The following is a 17,692-nucleotide window of genomic DNA, read 5'->3' as shown; positions in this document are numbered from 1 at the left end:
TTCAGGTTTAGAAATTTAACCGAACATTAAAACCATAATTCTTTAAAGCAGGATAAGCTCCGCTTTGATAACCTCTACCGGCATTCCCGGAGCTTAATCCTTCCTCCGGATCAGAGAATTCCATGTTCTTATGAATAATCCATAAGTTTCGACCGATAAATTGTAAGTCTACACTTTCGAAAACTCCAATCTTTTGCATCAATGAAGCTGGCAGTGTATAAGTAAGAGCAACTTCTCTTAGTTTTACAAAGCTACCGTCAAAAGTATAAAGTGAGCGGGGGGACTCGCCATAGTTATTTGCAGCATAGCCAAAAGGAGTGATCCCGTCACCATTTAGGTTTTCTGCATAAATATCATTGGGACTGCCATCTTCTTTCACTCCAGGCAGCAAAACTCCTCCACCATCTTCTACAGGTAGACGGGATGGAAACCCTTTTTGATTGATAGCTGCTGTTTTAGGGTATAAACCGGTTCCTTCACCGTAGTATTGATCCAAGGAAAAAACGTCTCCACCACTTCGAATATCAATAAGAAAACCTAAAGAAATGCCTTTGTAAGCAAGGGTGTTGTTGATTCCACCGATCCAGTCAGGATTTGGATCTCCAATGACTTCATCCGAGTTTTCCGAAACCATATAATAGCCGTCTTCATTAACTGTAGGTTGTCCATTGGTATAGATAAAATCCCTACCCTTAATGATTCCATATGGTTCACCGACTGCTGCATTTACCGAAACTCCACCTTGAAAAGAAGCAATTGGTACATTCAATACTTTGTTTTCTCCTTCTCCAAACAAACTTATGACTTCATTTCTATTCCTGGCGTAATTCAGGTTCATGGTCCATGAAAAATCCCTTGTCTGAATAGGAGTCACAAAAGCCGAAACTTCAACTCCTTGATTCTGCACCTCTCCTGCATTGACAAACCTCTTGGTGTATCCACTGGCTGCCGAGGTATTGACAGGTAAAATTTGATTTATGGTATTGGACTTGTAATAGGTGATGTCAAAACCAAATAGACTACTGAAAAAGTCTAACTCCATACCTGCTTCAAAACTTTTTTGTCTTTCAGGTAACAAGGAATTGTTGTTTCTCGTGCTGGGTAATGAAAAAATCGGAATAGAACCGTATCCTGTCTGTGAAGTATATACATTGTATAAACTCAGCGCAGGAGCATCATTACCTACTTCAGCATAGTTTGCCCTGATCTTTCCATGGGTAATCCATGGGACATCAATTAAATTTGAAAACACCAAGTTGGCTGCCGCAGCAGGGTAAAAATAAGTGTTGTTGTCTTCAGGCAAGGTGGTTGATTTATCCTGTCTGGCCGAAATCTCTACAAATAAAGTTTCTTTGTACCCGAAATTGGCATTGGCAAATACTCCGTCTACTCCTATATTTTCTACCTCTTCAAAAGGAGGCTGTATAGGATTTAGTGAGTTGGATAAACTATACAGTCCGGGGACTACCAAGCCTCCATTTGTACTGGCTCTGATGGAACTCATTCTACTTCTTCGGAGATTGGAACCCAATAATCCGGTAAAGCTGATGTCTTCGGATATGTCCTTATTGAAATTTAATAACAAATCAAAGTTGGACTCATTGAAATCCCTATTGAACCTGGTGTATTGACTGACATCTGCACTTCCAATGGCTACCCGCTCTTCCTGTAAGTCAATGGTGGTATTGAAAGATGCCCGCCCCATAACGCTAAGCCAATCATTTATTTCATAGTTTACGGAGGCGTATCCGTAAAAATTGTCTCTGCTGTCGTTGGAGTAATTTTGATACCTCGTCCAGTACAAGTTGTCTGAGTAAATGGGGCCGGTATTGGAACTGTTCCAGTTCCAGGTTATGTTTTGTTCATTTCTCCAGTAGGCTTCTTCCTGTTCCCTTATATCGACATTGGTTTGCCACCATTGCCTAAATTGCTGATTGGGATTCCTGCCGTTATAGCCTGTGCCATATCTACCCATACCTACAGTTCTTGCATAGTTTCCGGAAGCTGAAATGGTCAATTTATCCGAAGCTTTATAGGACCCATTGAAATTGAATTGGTCTTTGTCTATGGTACTGTTTGGAAGATTGCCTTTGATATCATTCCTGGTATATCCTAAGCTAAAAGTAGCATCATTTCCACCACCGCTGATAATGATGCTCTGGTTGGAGTTCAGGCCGGTTTCGTAATAAGTACTTGGATCATTTTGTGCAGCCACCCATGGGGTCATTTTTCCAAAATTGGGAGAAAATGGATCCAATGCATCCCATTGATAAACCATTAGGCCAGGATCAAATGCAGGTCCGTAAGAAGCATCATCTTGAAACCTGACCACCGGACCAACTCCGCCTCCCAGATCCCGGGGTGTTCTGAAAGCATCTATATATCCTGCACCATAGTCTTTTTGGTACCTCACAAAAGTACTTTTGTCAATTGAACTCCAAATGACACCGGAGTTGATGGTGATATCCATGCTGTTTTCCTTACCTTTTTTGGTGGTAATCATGATCACGCCATTGGCTGCACGAGAACCATAAAGCGCTGTTGCTGCTGCTCCTTTCAATACGTTAACTGATTCTATATTGTCGGGGTTTAAATCCGCAGCGGCGTTTCCAAAGTCAGTACCAACGCGTCCAGTTTGTTGGCTACCAAAGCTTTCATTGGCTTCATAAGCTTTGGTGCTGGTATTGTTATTCGCATTACTGATGGGAACGCCGTCGATTACGAAAAGTGCTTGGTTGTTGCCTGTAATAGAGGAGTAGCCCCTAATAATAACATTGGTAGATCCCCCCATTGTATTATTACTCCTGATGTCAAGCCCTGCCACCTTACCTGAAAGGGAGTTGACAAAATCCGGGCTTCTTGTTCGGGTAATCAACTCTCCATCTACCTCCTGAGCAGAATAGGCCAATTCATTTCTATTCCTTTCTACACCTAAGGCGGTAATAACAACTTCTGAAAGTTCATTAACATCTTGTTGTAATACAATATCAATCGTAGATCGATTGCCGACATTTACTTCTTGACTCATATAGCCAACAAAACTAAATACCAATGTGCTTGATCCATCAGGAACAGCCACAGAATAGTTGCCGTCAATATCTGTTATTGATCCTACCATTGAACCTTTAACTAATACGTTTACGCCCGGAATTCCCTCCGGTTCATCTGATGAGGTTACCCTCCCTGTCACTGTCCTGTTCTGAGCAATAGCAGAAATTGTTGTGCATGCGATAAGCACAAAACAGAGTAAAATATTCTTCATAGCTTTATCATTTAAGTGATAATTGATAAATAAATCCTAACCTAAATTATTTAATTATAATAAATTAAGGATAGAGAAATTATTGTCTACAAAAACAGTTCCAAAATTCTATAGAATATTATTTTTATAAAATAGTGTTAGGTTAATTTGATTTAACCAATAATGCCTGTCATTTGTTTAATTGCTTATAGAATATCCTATGGGCATTTTTTTCAATTGAGCTAAAAAAGCAGGTAAATTTGATTTCTGCTCTGTTTTTAGAAATGATAATTTATCTATGATATTTGATATGTACTAAATATTTCTTCTTCTCCGATTTTGTGTGTTTTAAATTGTTAAAAATCAAGTATAATAAAAAATTAGTTATGATTATTTGAAGTTTAAATTATTTAATCTACATTTGTAGAATAAAGTATTTAAATATAGAATAATGATCTATTACCTAATTAAAATTATCGGTTGTTCTGCTTTGTTTATTCTTTTCTACAAGCTAGTATTAGAGGGGGAACATATGTATAAATTCAATAGGTTTTATTTGTTGATAAGCTTGATGCTATCATTTATTATCCCATTTATTGCCTTTAAACAGCAGGTATTGCCAAGGGAGCTCGTTGATGCGGTGGTATTTGAATCAACATTTTCTATTAATCCCGAATCGTTCAAAAATAAACCATATGTAAAAAGTATTAATTATATGATTTGGGGTTTTGGGTTAGTCTATTTTTTCGTTACTGTAGCATTTTTATCGAGGTTTTTAATAAATATTAAATATATATTACAAAAGCTAAGAAAAGGGGTTTGTATACCTTATAGGGGAAGCAAAATTGTTCTCTTTAATCAAAATACGGTGCCTCATAGTTTTTTAGGATATGTATTTCTCAATGAGGAAGCATATACAAGTGGAAATATTGAAGAAGAGATTCTAGTTCATGAACTTGCACATGTATCCCAAAAGCATTCATTGGATATCTTATTCGTAGAAGTCCTCCAAATTTTTTTCTGGTTTAATCCATTTATTTTCCTATTCCGAAAAGCCATTGCGCTCAACCATGAGTTTCTTGCCGATGAGGCAGTGATCAATCAAATCTCTGATATTAAATCCTATCGTTATCTATTGTTTGATAAAGTCAGTGAACAGGCAAGCTCATTTATTACAAGTCGATTTAATTATTCTATTACTAAAAAACGTTTACTTATGATGACCAAAACTAAATCATTCCGAAATGCACTGTGTAAGCAAGTAGCTGTTGTTCCTCTATTGGGTATGGCCGTATTTTTTTTCGGCACAGTAACAATTGCCCAAGAAGAAACTAAAAATGTACAGTCAAAACAAATTGTTGTTCCATCAACGACAGAAGGGGCGACTCCTGCACAACTTGCTGAGTACAGAGAGATTGTTAATAAAGCAAAAAATGATAAAGGGCGTCCTGTGGAATATAAAATTTCTATTGTGGATAGGGAAAGATTACAAGCCTTGTTTTTAATAATGAGTAAGGATCAACAGTCCCAACAAATGATAGTGTTTAGGTCCTCACCTCCACCTATGAATAAAAAGGTGCCTACTGAACAGCAAATCGAGTCATGGAAGGATGCTAATAGGTATGGAGTTTGGATGGATGGAAAACGAATAAGTAATGCAGATTTGGATAATTACACCAATACGGATATTGGGAGGTTTTTTGTAAGCAAACTTGAAAAGAACGCCAAAAATTATGGCAAACATTATTATCAAGTTGACTTGATGACCAATGATTATTATGCGGCTTATTATAAAAAGGCTGTAGTAGATCGACATAAATATTATATGAATTTTCGTGATAATAAATAAAAGAGAGATGTCTTAATAGATGCAGGTTTAATCGTTTTGCAAATGGCCAATAAAGGAGTCCATTATGTCTTCGGATCCTCGGGATTTATTTCTGGCCCACAATCACCTTCTTTTTTGCCTTAGTTTTCTGCTTCTTTAATTGTATCAGGTTTGGTAATATTCCGGTAAAAAATAAGGTAAAAAGCAATAACCGATAATGCCTGTTTATTCCGAACTTTTCTCCAAAGAACTTCAAATTGATCAACCTCAAGTGCCAATTGTAGATATAAGCCATTGGTTAATAATAGGGGTTGATTTTTTTTAATTTGTGTCTCATCGGAAGGATAAAGGAGGTCGGGGGGATAGTTAGCCTTTACTAATTGGTTAATAAAGTTTTGTTGATTGATGTTTTGACCTCAGAAGGGCTGGTTTTGTGAAATTGGATTTCCATGCAATTATTGAATTCTTTAAAGGCTTCCAGCTCTTTGCAGAGGGCCAAGGCAAAAGCGTCCCTGTCTCCCAGACCTTCTTCCAATGCCAAATGATGGATGTTTAAAATGGAAGTTTTTCTATCTGCTTTGCAATCCATTCTTGCAGCAAATGAGCCGTTCCATAATATTGGTAATGAAAAGTAGCCATATTTACGTTTTGTTTCCGGGAGATAACATTCAATCTGGTAATCAAAATCAAACAAATTGAGCATGCGTTTTCGTTGGATGAGCAAATTGTCAAAAGGGGAGAGGATTTTTAGTTGTTTACAGTTCAATGGCTTGTCAAGCAATGCCAAAGATTTCGGCAAAGCAAAATAATCAATCCCATTTACTGTAACTTTTGTTAATTCCCCTGAAGAATGCATTTCCTTCAGTTCGGCAGCAATGTGTGTTTTGGTGTTTTTTAACAGGTAGGAGATCTCAGAAGCTTGCCCAATACCATTGGCCTTAAGGTAATTGTTGATTAAGAATCGATGATATTCTTTCTGAGAAGGCATTCGTAGGTCAATGGCCTTTGGCAATACCCTTTCTGTCAGGTCATAAACCTTGTGAAAGTTTTTGCGAGAGGTGATCATTAATTCCCCCTGCATAAACAAGTTTTCCAAGGCCTGCTTGGCAGGCTTGCTACCCCAGGCTTTAGTTTGTTTCTCTGAACCAAAGTCTTTAGCCATCAGAGGTCCTTCATTTTTGATTCTGTTTAAGACCAGATCCATCAATTGAAGGTCTTTCTTGAACCAATGTTTTTCCTCACCCTTTAATAGGGCATTTTTTCGAAAAAGACTAAACCTGTAATCCTTCATGGGTAAATACGAAGCAGCATGAGACCAATATTCAAATATTTTTCTCTCGGCCACCAATTTATCTATTTGTGCATTTTGATACTTTGGGTTTCTACTCCATAAGACATGATGGTGGGCACGCTGAACAGTAGATATTGTATCTATTTGAATATAGCCGAGCTTTTCTATGGTCAAAAGAGTTTGCTCTATGGCGGGCACATTTTTTCTAGGGTTAAAGATCCCTTGAGACGCAAGGACTAGTTTTTGTGCTTGCTGAAGCGTAAGTTTTTCAGTCATTTTTTCTATTTCTATGATAAGCAATAACTGATAGGTATTTGTGGAGTTTAGCCGATTTCATCTCAATAAGTTATGCCCAGATCATTGTTACGAACATCAACTAATTTACCTTTTAAGAGGCCTTGCATTTCAGCGATCACATTTGTGTATTGGGGGTAGTTTGCCAGATTGTTGTATTGCCCCTGATCATAATTCATGTCATACAATTCCATGCCACCTTCGGCTTCATCCCCATATTGAATATAGGCCCAGTCTGATGAACGAATTAAATATCCCATCCTACCATTTCTTTGGGAAACGGAAAACGCAAAATCCCTTACTTTTAGCTTGGGGTTGTCTATCAGTTTCCCCAAGCTTTTACCTTGGATAGCTTTTGGTGCTTGCAAACCCGCCAATTCTGAAATGGTAGGATATAGATCAATTAATTCTGCAAAAGAATGGCAAACGGTAGGTTTTTGCCCGGGAACTTTAATAATAAGTGGAACCCTTACAGATTCTTCCATCAACCCAACCTTCATCCAAAAGCGGTGTTCTCCTAAAAAGAAACCATGATCTGAGGTGAAAATTACAATGGTGTTGCCTTCCAAGCCCTCGTCTTCCAAGGTTTGCAATACTTTGCCTACCTGCTCATCCAAAAATGAAGTAGAGGCATAATAAGCAGCAATAGCCTTTTTCTCTTGCTCCTCTGTCATTTCTCCGTTCAGGCTGTTTACATAGTTTATTCCCTGCTCAGGAATGTCATCCCAGTCATTGGTGACCTTAGGAGGCAAGACTACTTGTTCGTATGGATAGTTTTCAAATGAAGATTTAGGAGCTACAAAAGGTACATGAGGACGAAAAAAACCGGCGGCTATAAAAAATGGTTCGTTTTTATGCAGCCTTAATAATTGTGAAACTTTATTGGCTGTTTCGGCATCAGTGTGAATTTCATTTTCAACGGTTTTGACAATATTGATTTGATTTCCACCATTCCAATTGCTGTCATTGGAAACTTCAAGCAAACCAAAAGGATTGTTTTGTACCAATTCCCTACTGCCTTTTGCATGGACCTCCGGGGCAGGACTGTTGTACCTTTCAGTCCATGAATCCGGGTCATCTTTGCCATCTCTCCCTTTCATAATATCAACAGATCCCATATGGAAAATCTTCCCTACTCTTGCAGTATAGTAGCCATTGTCTTTAAAAAATTGGGCCCAGGATTGACGTTCAGGGCCTACGTTTTCTCTACCACTTACATACCCATAGGTGGTGGTGGCATTGGGATAATAACCAAACATCATTGAGGCTCTCGAGGGGCCACACACCGGGTATTGACAATAAGCTTTTGTGAATTGGGTGCCTTTAGCAGCCAGTTGATCTATGTTAGGTGTTAGGCTTGCTCCGTTTTCATAGCTGGATATCGCAGTGGCTGTAAGGTCATCGGAGATCATGAACAATACATTCAATTTCCCATGATCTTGGGCTTGTGTCGGTATAACCAACAAGAATAAAAGCGTAGAAAAAAGTAGGATTATGTTTTTTTTGGCCTTGCGAATATCCAATTTTATTTTGTGGTTTTTGTATGTGAAATAGGTCATTAATATTTTTTTTAGCCGATGGCTTGTCAAGCTTATTTCCAGGTGGAAGATGCTATTGACAGCCTCAATATTGTTGTTTCCTCTAATTTAAATATTTCATGGTGTAAAACAGTCATTTAGAATTCTGTAATTCTTCCGGAAAATTGGTTTGAAGGTGGGTGTTTGTCGCAAATGCTTAGATTATAAAAGGTTATAGGACAACAGGTCCTTTTTTTTATTATTTTAGAGTTGCTAAATAAATGTATTTCCGAACTTTTTTCATCATTAATAAAGAATTATGCGAGTAGCATTCATTGTAATTATTGCCTTACATGGGGTAATTCACCTCTTTGGATTTTTGAAAGCGTTTGACCTGTCGGAATTTAATGCCATTTCTCAGCCAATTTCCCGCCCCATGGGGTTGTTGTGGTTGATAACCTTCGTCTTATTTGTTGTTACTGCTTTTCTTCTGGCAATAAAGTTACATTATTGGCAGTTTACAGGGTTAGCCGGCATAGTCCTATCTCAGTTTTTAATTCTAAATAATTGGTATGATGCCAAATTTGGGACAATTATAAATTTGGTTATTCTGGCTGCGATAATTCTTGCCTTTTCCAGTTTTAATTTCAAAAATAAGGTGAAGCGTGAAGTTGAAAAAATTTTTACCGACTCCAAGGCCAACAGTCAAGCCCTTTTATCTGAAGAAATGTTGGAAGGATTTCCTTTAATTGTCCAAAAATGGTTGCGCAACACTGGATCAATAGGCAAACCGATGGTATACTACGTTTACTTGGGACAAGATTTACAAATGCGGTTGAAACCGGAGCAAGAGAAATGGACCAATGCTCAAGCGAATCAATATTTTTCTATAGACCCTCCGGCTTTTAATTGGTCAGTAGATTTACAAATGAACCCATTATTACCTGTGGTGGGAAGAGATAAATTTGAAAAAGGGGAGGGAGAAATGACAATCAAGTTGTGGTCTCTTTTTTCAATAGTGAATACCAAAAAAGAGGATAAAATAAATCAAGCCTCTTTACAGCGTTATTTGGCTGAGATGGTATGGTTTCCATCTTTTGCAGTAAGTCCTTATTTAAAATGGGAAGCGATTGACAATTCTTCGGCCAAAGCAACTATGGAGTATAAAGGAACAATAGGATCCGGTATTTTTCACTTTGATGAGAGAGGGGATTTCAAAAAGTTTGTAGCCATGCGTTATAAAGACTCCAAGGACTCCATTCCTACAGAATGGACAGTTAGTGCCATAAAAACAGAGGAACGTAATGGTATTAGAATCCCTGTTTCTTCCAAAGCAGAATGGAAGTTAGCGCATGTCAATTGGACTTGGCTAAAGCTGGAAATAACAGATATTAAATACAATGTTACAGAAATGCCGTTGGTTTTGGACTAAGGTTTAATCTACATGTGCTACCTTATACATAGGCTGTCTCACTTGATTTCCGAATCATATTTCCATCGCCTGATAGATGGTCTGCTGAATGTTTCAGTTTTATATAAAGGCAACAAAATTTCTATTTAGGAGAAAAGCCCAATTTACTTCCTCCGTATTTTTTGATAAAAATTTCAATTTAGGTGTAATAATTTTTGATTTACACCACTAACCAAGAAAAAAAAGCAGTGAGCAGCGACTTCTACAGATCTTCAATTTTACCTTATGCAGCAATCGTAATTAAGATATGCAGGGCCTATACTAATACACAAGAGGATTTTGAAGATTATTATCAAGAAGTATGCTTACAAATTTGGAAAAGTAGAGACAACTTCCGCCAACAGTCTGAATGGTCTACCTGGGTTTATAGACTGTCTTTGAATGTGTGCTTGACCTTGTTGAAAAAAAAGAAAAACGACTACCAGTATTTTGCTTCAGATGCCCTGCCTGAGGAACTGGTTGAAGATAGCCATGCATTTTCAGATGAGGCGCTAAATCACTTGTATGATGCCATTAAACAATTATCGGAAGTAGACAGAGGGGTGATTTTACTTTATTTGGAGGAAAAATCTTACCAAGAAATAGCGGATATTATTGGTACCAACCCAAACAATATAGGAGTAAGGATAAAACGAATTAAAGAACGATTAAAGAAACGATTAAATGGAAAAGTCAATTGAAACAATTTGGAAAGAAGGATTTATGAAAAATGAGGCATTGGTAGGTCCGAAGGTAATCAACCTATACAATCAGAAATCGATTCATTTCATCGATAAATATAAAAGGATGTTTAAAACTAATTTGAATGCCATTGCGATTGGTTCCATATTGGTTTTGGGTGCTTCCTTTTTTGTAGGAATCCCCATTATGGGGATAGGTCTTTTTCTTGTGGCAGCAGGTGTGTTTGCAGTGAATAAAAAGCTTGTAAAGGGATTGGAGCGCATTGACGAAAATGTCAATAGCTACGAATACCTTAAATCATTCAGAAGTTGGTTGGATGATCAAATATCGGTCAACACAAAAATGGCCAGGTTTTATTACCCTTTAATATTTCTATCGACCATAATGGGTTTTTGGTTTTCAAGTAAAAATGGGCAGCAACTAAACGAAACGGTAATGAATGAATTGATGGTGAAATATCCTGACCTTACTGTGGTTTTTGGAATGCCATTAATCGGACTATTTGCCATGGTGTTAATTCTGGTTGTTTTGGCACTATTTGGAGGAAAGATTTACTACTGGGATTTAAATATTGTCTACGGAAGGGTGATTAGAAAACTTGATGAGTTGATTTCAGATATGGAAGAGTTAAGGGCTTAATAAAGCTAAGTATTTGGATTTAAAAGAGCATGCCATAGCAATTTTACTCGAAGCTTCTGTAAGTTAAACGAGAGTTAAAATTAAGTCGATGACATTTCTTTCTTCAGGCCTGTTTAATTCCTTAACCTTTTTTTATAAAGGAAATATGTGATGACTGTCAAGGTAAAAGGTCTAGATTATTCCAGTAGCTATATAAATTTATCATTTATTGTTAAAAGAATCCTTTGAATGGGAATTATTCACATCCAAAGGATTCTATGATTATTTATTTTTTGGTAGAATATTAATGATGATTCGTTGGTACCTGGTTAGGGCTGGTGAGCCACTGTCCGTTACAGCCACAATTAAATGAGTGGTTTGTGCTTTATTCAATTCAATCCGTTCACCTATGGCTAATGTGACTTTTGCACTATTGGGGTTAGTAATTGTAAGGGGTTTGTACCAATTGAAGGCCCAATAGGTTCCGGGCTCTTTGTAATTGAACCAATGATAGGACAAAGCATCGCCATCCGGATCTGTGCTTCCACTTGCATCAAATTGAATGGATTCTCCGGGGCGAATGGTGATGTTGGTTGTTTTATCTACCTTGACTATAGGAGGGTGATTCGCCTCATCATAGGATTTAACACACCAGTCCATTCTTGCTGCAAAGTCATTTTGGAAAGCTTCCCTCCACCTCCAAATGGTTGCTTGGTTATTAATGTAGATCCTTCCATCTATTCCCATTACTTCGTCACTGGCATCTGTCCAAATGGCCCTTTGCTCTGGTGCTTGGTGGTCAAAATTGCGGTAGGGTTTAAAGCGGGGTTTATACAGCTCATACCGACCACCCCAGCCCCCATAGTCAGGTCTTTCGGGCACATTCAGCCCATTGTCTATCAAGCCTAAGAAACTGGGCGTGTCACCTTCCATGATGTATTCAACTTCGGGATATTGGGCACCCAATGGACCGTGATTTTCCATGATGTTTTTCCTGAGCCAAGGGTTTTCAGCCAGCGATGCATCAGCACCGGAGGCATACTTGCGAAAGGATTCCCCTCCAATTCCATTCCAAGTAGAATGGATGTAATCTTCTCCCGGGCTGACGATATAAAAGAGTTTTGGGAACTCATTTCTCATCCAAACACCTGAATCATCTTGATCTGATATGGTGTAGACCCTTATTTTGGCAACAAATTTATCCAGCTCTTCCATAGTTCTGGTATGTCTGATTTTCCAAAGGGCTTGAGCCAGAACATTGGCACCACCCCACACGGGAACCCATACAGGTCTTTCATCATCTTTATCCACTACTTTAATCAATAATTCGCTTCCTTCAGAATCATTGCCCGGGCCTACAGCATTCATTCCATATTTTGGAAGGCCGGATTTAATTTTGGATTGTAGGTATTCTTCTGTTGGGAAACCATCTTCATGCTTCAGTAAATTATTTCTAACCTCCCCATAGGCTTTGACGATTTCTTTAATCCTCCAAGCTGCTGTTTTATCACGCAGGTGAGTAGAGGTAGTGGCAATTAGGCCTTCCACATGAAACTGATTGCTGTACAATAAGAAACGCACCAAAGATTGGGCATCATCAGGCTCATTTTCAATGTCCGTCAGAACAAATACTCGTGGTTTTTCATTTGTTTGGGCGATAGATGGTGAACCGATGAAAAATAAGAGCATGCCATAAATCAGGCTTGGGAATTTTAGGTTTTTCATTTTAGCTGAATTAGTTATTATGTAAATAAGGTAAAACTTAATCTTACAGTGATTGATGCTGGAGAATTGGTTCGTGGTGAAATTTTATTTGTTTTAATTTGCCATGAATAGCTTTAATCTTTCACCTTAGCAAAATAGTGAATCTGTTAGTAAATTATTTAGTTTTTTTAATATAGTTTAATCCATTTTAGCTCTAGCAGCGGATTTATTTCTTGTTCGATGGAGATTATATAGGTTTTACTAGACAAAAGTTCAATTAAGGGTAAGCTACATTGTTTCTTAGGTGTTTTTGTAGGATTAGTAAGTGTCGAGATTCAAATTTGATACCGATGAATATTAGAATATTACCTGGCCAATGGGTATGAAATAAGTCTTGCAATATATTTTAGATTAATTATTTTAAATCAGTTTTTATTGGTATTTTTATAGCTTTTAATGTAATAATATTTTGATTAAAATGTTTTTCCAGTCGTCTTGGTGTCTTTTATTTTCCGAAAGGATACTGATGTAGAATGCTTAAAAGTTTAATATTTTACTTGTACCATATAAATTTTCAAATGAAGCATCCACTTAAGATTGCGATACTTTTACTTGGCTTAAGTACGCTGACTATTAATGAGGTGATACCCTTGTCATCAGGGGCCAAAGAGGAGCCAAACCTGATTTTGAACCCATCTTTTGAATTCCATTCATTTATGAGTCACCGAACAGGTAAAGCTTCAGATTTTCAATCACATAATGTAGCTTTCTGGAACACTGAGGCATGGGGTGATATTGAAGTAATGCGTGAGTCTCATGTTCCCAGCACCATACGGCCTGATTTTTCAACCCATAACATGGTAGCAATAAGTCCCGGTAAAAAGATATGGCAATTTTTTACCCTTCCCGAAGCGGGGCTGGCTTTTGGTGACGAGTTGAGTTTATCCGTACATGGATACCAGGAAGGGGCCAATCAGCTTAAGTCTGCGATTAAAGTGATGAAGGCAGATAGTGAAGATGGTGAATGGAGTCCTAAGGACTTTGGCATGAGAGACAGTCGTAGTTTTCCCAAACATGCAAGGGGTGAGCTGAATGTGGCTAAAGAATATAGCGGTTCGATGGAGGATACCGGCACCATTAACATCTTGGTAGAGCATGCCTCCATCGTTGGGAAAGCAAGCGTTGGAAACAAGTCAAGTTCAAAAGACATCAATACATTTGGGATTCAGGTTGAATTTGAGAATTTAAGCTCATCCGATACAGTTTGGGTTTATGCTCCAAAGCTCACCGTCAATGGTGCTTCCCAAAACAAAATCCTTACCTCAAGGGAAATGACACCAAACTACAGGTATATTCCAAGAACAATTCAAAAACTATGGAAAGGAGAGCCTATTCATATCATCGTAATGGGATCAAGTATTGACAGAGGAAGCGCCAATCCCCCCATGTATCTATATGACGAGGACCCTGATTCTGAGACTTTCAAACAACCTCTTTCAGAAGACCTCTTTAATGCAGAAAAAGTAGGGAGACCTGATCTAGATGGGTATTTTGGACAGTGGAGGCATTATTACAGTTATGCGGGGAGGTTAAAGCTTGAGCTTATGAAGAAATTTAATCTTCCTGCTGACAAAATTTGCCTAAATTTTATGGCCGCTGATGGATCTAGTATCGGAGAATCACACTCCGGGCTTCAACAGTATTTTTCCTTATCAATTCCACCCAATCCCGGATTAAATGGTCATAAGGAAGGGGAAACTTGGGAAGCATTGTATCCGGATCTTTTTAAGCGCCAAGAAGGAGCAAGACCAGACCTTGTGATTTTTGGAAGTGGAGCCAATGAGAAAACGGACACACCGGATGAAATAGCTGTTTTTGAGGGGGCCATACGGTGGATTCAACAAAATTATCCCAATACGGAATTTTTGTTTAGCCCTTTTCAGAATCAGGGTAAATATACGCCCAATACAGTAGACCTTCAGGCGCTATCTTTAAGATACCAAATTCCCTATATGGATTATCCAAAAATAGCTGATGATCTCACCCGTTGGGGAAACAAGTATTCCTTGGTACCTTCTGACGGTCATCCTCAAGCAGCAAGCCATTATTTATGGTTCAAACAGCTGGAGAAGGCTTTTGAGTGCTGGAATCCGATTTTTACCGGGCAAGCTCAGCTTCAATTGCCTGAACGGCTTCACCAGAATTCCTATGGTTGGGAAGGGGATATGATTACTTTTGATTCCACCAGCTCAAGAATAAAGAACAATAGGTTTATATTTGAAGACAATGCCATAAACAGTTGGGGCAAAACAGACAGTGAGCCTCCTATTCCCTATGTTGATGGTGTAAAATTTTCATCTAGAAGATCAAGCCCGTCCTACAACTTACGCAATTCAATGTTTCGACATGGGCGAACCAGTTTAGGGGACAGACATATTCTTGAAATAGAAGGCGAGAATGCAAAATTGACCTACGTTGATGCAAAAATAAACCCAAACAGACGCTTCTTTTCTGTTTTAAATCCAAACTGGAACTTGATGGGGCAAGCAATAGTGCCGTTCCATTCAGAATGGGGAGCTCCTTATGGTACAGAGAAAGTCACGCTCCAGCCCGGGAAATTCATTGAAATTGAAGTGGTATGCACAGATATTTCTGTGGCTTGGGTAGATAATCCGGATGCAGGTTTACTCGAAATATACGTTGATGAGCAACTTATGAAGACGCAAGCTTGTAATATTGGCTTTACCGATACTGACAAAAAGGTCAATTACCTGGAAAATCGCAAAGGTATATTGGGTTTAGGTTTTGGTTTGCATAAAGTTCGCATACAGGCAAAAGAGTCAGCAGTAGATGTATTGAGCCTTTTCACCTATGATTCTCGTTCAAATCTAAATGCTGAACGTAGGCTAACCGGGTTGGCTGTTGGCGGAGAGACGCTAAAATTCACAAGACCTTTTAAAACCAGACCATTGGTAATATGTTCAGGCGATTTATCTGTAGACACCGAAGACATTTCTAGTACTGAGGTCAGGTTTTCAGGGTCAAATGGAAGTTATATTATCATTGGTGAATGATCGGTAATGCTTAATTGAATTCGCTTTAAAGAGCTCAGCATAAGGTTTTGGCGGTATAGGTGTTTTTTTGCATCAATACTGCCAAATCCCCTTCCTAAATTTTTCTCTAGTCTAAGGGGGTAAACCAAAGGCTATTTCAATTTTAGGGTTTAACTACAGACTTCCAGTTTAACGTACGCTAATCTACCTCTCCCATGCAGACCAGCCTTCATCATGGGTCAAATAGGCACGTCTACCGAATTCCAGCGGTGCAACTCCTACCTCAAAAGCACCCAAGTCCGGAGCCTTCCCCTTAAAATCCTTATTGAATCCCGGAATTTCGATGCCGCTATCAATCAATGGGTTGCGAATTTGTACCACAGGGTCTGTTATATTTCTTTTGACATCACCGAATTGATAAGGCTTTCGTCCCCAGATGATAGAATTAATTCGGGATCGAGGAAAATATTCCAAAGAATACGAAGTCCTGTAGAGTCTGGTTCCGGAAGGTGTGGTACTGAATCCAATTCTGTTTGTTTCTTTGGCCACTCCCTTTGATAGACCTGAAAAATAATCGTAGTCGTAATCACTGTTGTCAACCGTCTCGCGGTCAGCTGCCAGTCTTCCGGGTACATCAAAAATATTATTTCGTGTGACTGTGTTGGAAATCCCATGACCTGAAAAGGCATGAGTAACACCCATTGGTTGTACTACTGTATTATGAAATACATATCTTCGGCCTCCGGCAAATGGTTCACGCTCTCCGGTTTTAATAAAGGCTCCTCCACTGGAATTTCGATGACCTACCCTGCTTTCTCCAACTACATTTCTATAAATATATATTGGCCCTTGGGTAGTAGAAGCCGTAGCGATACCATTGAAAAATTGATGGGCATAATTACCAAATACCCGAACATTCATATTGGCTCCTTCGACTTCAATGGCATCGTCCCATACACTGCGGATCAAATTCCCGTATATATCTGAGTCCCGGTTCATATTGCCCACATTGGAATAATTTGCACCACCGCCGATTCCATCATTGAATCCATGATCCTCTGTAGATAGAATATCGTTGTAACGAATCACATTCCCACCCAGACTTTGTCGAATGGTGATACCTTGAGGGCCTGCCGGGTGTCCCGTTTCCCAATCGTTTGAGGCACCCCTTGGGTCTTCAATCAGGTTTCGTTGGATGGTCAAATTCCATGTGCCATTTTCTGCGTTAATCCCACTATCCGTACTTCCTTCTAAATTTCCGTAGGTGATAGGGCCGCCTATCCTGCCCCAAAAAGTGATGTAACACTGTTCGATAACAATATCATGTCTGTTTTCTTTGATACGAATGCCATCTACTTTCGCATTGCGGATTTCTATTCCACGGACAATCACATAGTCAGCATCAATTTGTATCCCTTCATTGCCTATATTGCCCATATTGAGCAAGGACTGACTGTTCTCAGGTACCGTTACGAGATGATAACCTTCCGGTGTGCCCGACTCTGTAATTAGGATGGGCTCTGTCGACTCCCCTTCCGAGAGGTGGGTTATTTTTCCAATTGGAAATTGATCATTTCTAGTGGTGAACCTTATGGCTGTTTTAGCCTGATCATTGGATAGTTCTACTTGATAGTCGGTGTTTGGGTCAAGGCCAATAATACTCCCCCGGTATTGCCCATCTCTTTCATCAAAGACCAAATCAAGTCCTTGTGTCCAAGTGGATTCCGTTTGTTTTTTATATCTTATAGTGCAATTTCCGGACTTAGGAGTTGTCCAATACAAGCCGGTACATTCATAGGTAGATACTGCATAAGGATTGGGCGCGTTTTCTCCCGGTGATTGACAATACCCATCATTTAAGAAAATCAGGGCAAGGAAGAAGGTAATAAAAGGGAAAGATTTCATGCTAGCTTGAGAGATATTGATGGCTTAAATTTAAACTTATCGGTCGCACATTTCCCTAAATTTTGTTTGGAGTATTATGTCAAAATGAA

General features: G+C 38.8%; 10 protein-coding genes. 5 read left to right on the top strand and 5 right to left on the bottom strand.

All coding sequences use genetic code 11. The features are described from left to right. Positions 1–7: 7 nt before the first annotated feature. The gene (locus ACYVHJ_RS06575; protein ID WP_460513382.1) at positions 8–3,262 is read right to left on the bottom strand and encodes a SusC/RagA family TonB-linked outer membrane protein; all 3,255 of its coding nucleotides are present in this window, start codon (positions 3,260–3,262) and stop codon (positions 8–10) included. 430 nt (positions 3,263–3,692) lie between these two features. On the opposite strand from ACYVHJ_RS06575, the gene ACYVHJ_RS06570 reads away from it, so the two are divergent. Continuing rightward, positions 3,693–5,090: a M56 family metallopeptidase gene (locus ACYVHJ_RS06570; RefSeq protein WP_460513380.1), complete on the top strand. Its 1,398-nt coding sequence runs from the start codon at positions 3,693–3,695 to the stop codon at positions 5,088–5,090. Between the two features lie 355 nt (positions 5,091–5,445). Here ACYVHJ_RS06570 and ACYVHJ_RS06565 read toward each other — a convergent pair whose 3' ends face one another. Both ACYVHJ_RS06565 and ACYVHJ_RS06560 read right to left on the bottom strand, forming a co-directional pair. After that, positions 5,446–6,636, bottom strand: a complete 1,191-nt coding sequence (locus ACYVHJ_RS06565) for a winged helix-turn-helix domain-containing protein (RefSeq protein ID WP_460513378.1) — start codon at positions 6,634–6,636, stop codon at positions 5,446–5,448. 62 nt (positions 6,637–6,698) lie between these two features. Next, positions 6,699–8,213, bottom strand: coding sequence for a sulfatase (locus ACYVHJ_RS06560; protein ID WP_460513375.1), 1,515 nt, complete (start codon positions 8,211–8,213; stop codon positions 6,699–6,701). A gap of 277 nt (positions 8,214–8,490) precedes the next feature. Between ACYVHJ_RS06560 and ACYVHJ_RS06555 the strand changes: the two genes are divergently transcribed. The 3 genes from ACYVHJ_RS06555 (at position 8,491) to ACYVHJ_RS06545 (ending at position 10,962) form a co-directional block, all read left to right on the top strand. Beyond that, positions 8,491–9,603, top strand: a complete 1,113-nt coding sequence (locus ACYVHJ_RS06555; protein ID WP_460513373.1) for a DUF6920 family protein — start codon at positions 8,491–8,493, stop codon at positions 9,601–9,603. A 194-nt stretch (positions 9,604–9,797) separates the two neighbouring features. Beyond that, on the top strand, positions 9,798–10,322 hold the full coding sequence (locus ACYVHJ_RS06550) for an RNA polymerase sigma factor (RefSeq protein WP_460513371.1): 525 nt from the start codon (positions 9,798–9,800) through the stop codon (positions 10,320–10,322). Continuing rightward, entirely contained in the window at positions 10,306–10,962 is a 657-nt protein-coding gene (locus tag ACYVHJ_RS06545) for a hypothetical protein (protein WP_339902860.1), read from the top strand. Before ACYVHJ_RS06550 ends, ACYVHJ_RS06545 begins: the two co-directional genes overlap by 17 nt. A gap of 261 nt (positions 10,963–11,223) precedes the next feature. On the opposite strand, the gene ACYVHJ_RS06540 is transcribed toward ACYVHJ_RS06545, so the two are convergent. Continuing rightward, positions 11,224–12,666: a nucleoside hydrolase-like domain-containing protein gene (locus ACYVHJ_RS06540; protein WP_460513369.1), complete on the bottom strand. Its 1,443-nt coding sequence runs from the start codon at positions 12,664–12,666 to the stop codon at positions 11,224–11,226. A 557-nt stretch (positions 12,667–13,223) separates the two neighbouring features. Between ACYVHJ_RS06540 and ACYVHJ_RS06535 the strand changes: the two genes are divergently transcribed. After that, positions 13,224–15,719: a hypothetical protein gene (locus tag ACYVHJ_RS06535; RefSeq protein WP_460513367.1), complete on the top strand. Its 2,496-nt coding sequence runs from the start codon at positions 13,224–13,226 to the stop codon at positions 15,717–15,719. Between the two features lie 183 nt (positions 15,720–15,902). Here ACYVHJ_RS06535 and ACYVHJ_RS06530 read toward each other — a convergent pair whose 3' ends face one another. Continuing rightward, entirely contained in the window at positions 15,903–17,603 is a 1,701-nt protein-coding gene (locus tag ACYVHJ_RS06530) for a right-handed parallel beta-helix repeat-containing protein (RefSeq protein WP_460513365.1), read from the bottom strand. Positions 17,604–17,692 lie beyond the last annotated feature (89 nt).

It is taken from the genome of Cyclobacterium sediminis (genome assembly GCF_054781075.1).
Note: the sequence above shows the minus strand (reverse complement) of the source record. Positions and strands in the feature narration are given on the sequence as shown.

Bases quoted from the DNA above. Each gene is read 5' to 3' on its own strand.
- ACYVHJ_RS06575 (WP_460513382.1), bottom strand. From the start codon at position 3,262: ATGAAGAATATTTTACTCTGTTTTGTGCTTATCGCATGCACAACAATT.
- ACYVHJ_RS06570 (WP_460513380.1), top strand. From the start codon at position 3,693: ATGATCTATTACCTAATTAAAATTATCGGTTGTTCTGCTTTGTTTATT.
- ACYVHJ_RS06555 (WP_460513373.1), top strand. From the start codon at position 8,491: ATGCGAGTAGCATTCATTGTAATTATTGCCTTACATGGGGTAATTCAC.
- ACYVHJ_RS06535 (WP_460513367.1), top strand. From the start codon at position 13,224: ATGAAGCATCCACTTAAGATTGCGATACTTTTACTTGGCTTAAGTACG.
- ACYVHJ_RS06560 (WP_460513375.1), bottom strand. From the start codon at position 8,213: ATGACCTATTTCACATACAAAAACCACAAAATAAAATTGGATATTCGC.
- ACYVHJ_RS06565 (WP_460513378.1), bottom strand. From the start codon at position 6,636: ATGACTGAAAAACTTACGCTTCAGCAAGCACAAAAACTAGTCCTTGCG.
- ACYVHJ_RS06540 (WP_460513369.1), bottom strand. From the start codon at position 12,666: ATGAAAAACCTAAAATTCCCAAGCCTGATTTATGGCATGCTCTTATTT.
- ACYVHJ_RS06530 (WP_460513365.1), bottom strand. From the start codon at position 17,603: ATGAAATCTTTCCCTTTTATTACCTTCTTCCTTGCCCTGATTTTCTTA.
- ACYVHJ_RS06545 (WP_339902860.1), top strand. From the start codon at position 10,306: ATGGAAAAGTCAATTGAAACAATTTGGAAAGAAGGATTTATGAAAAAT.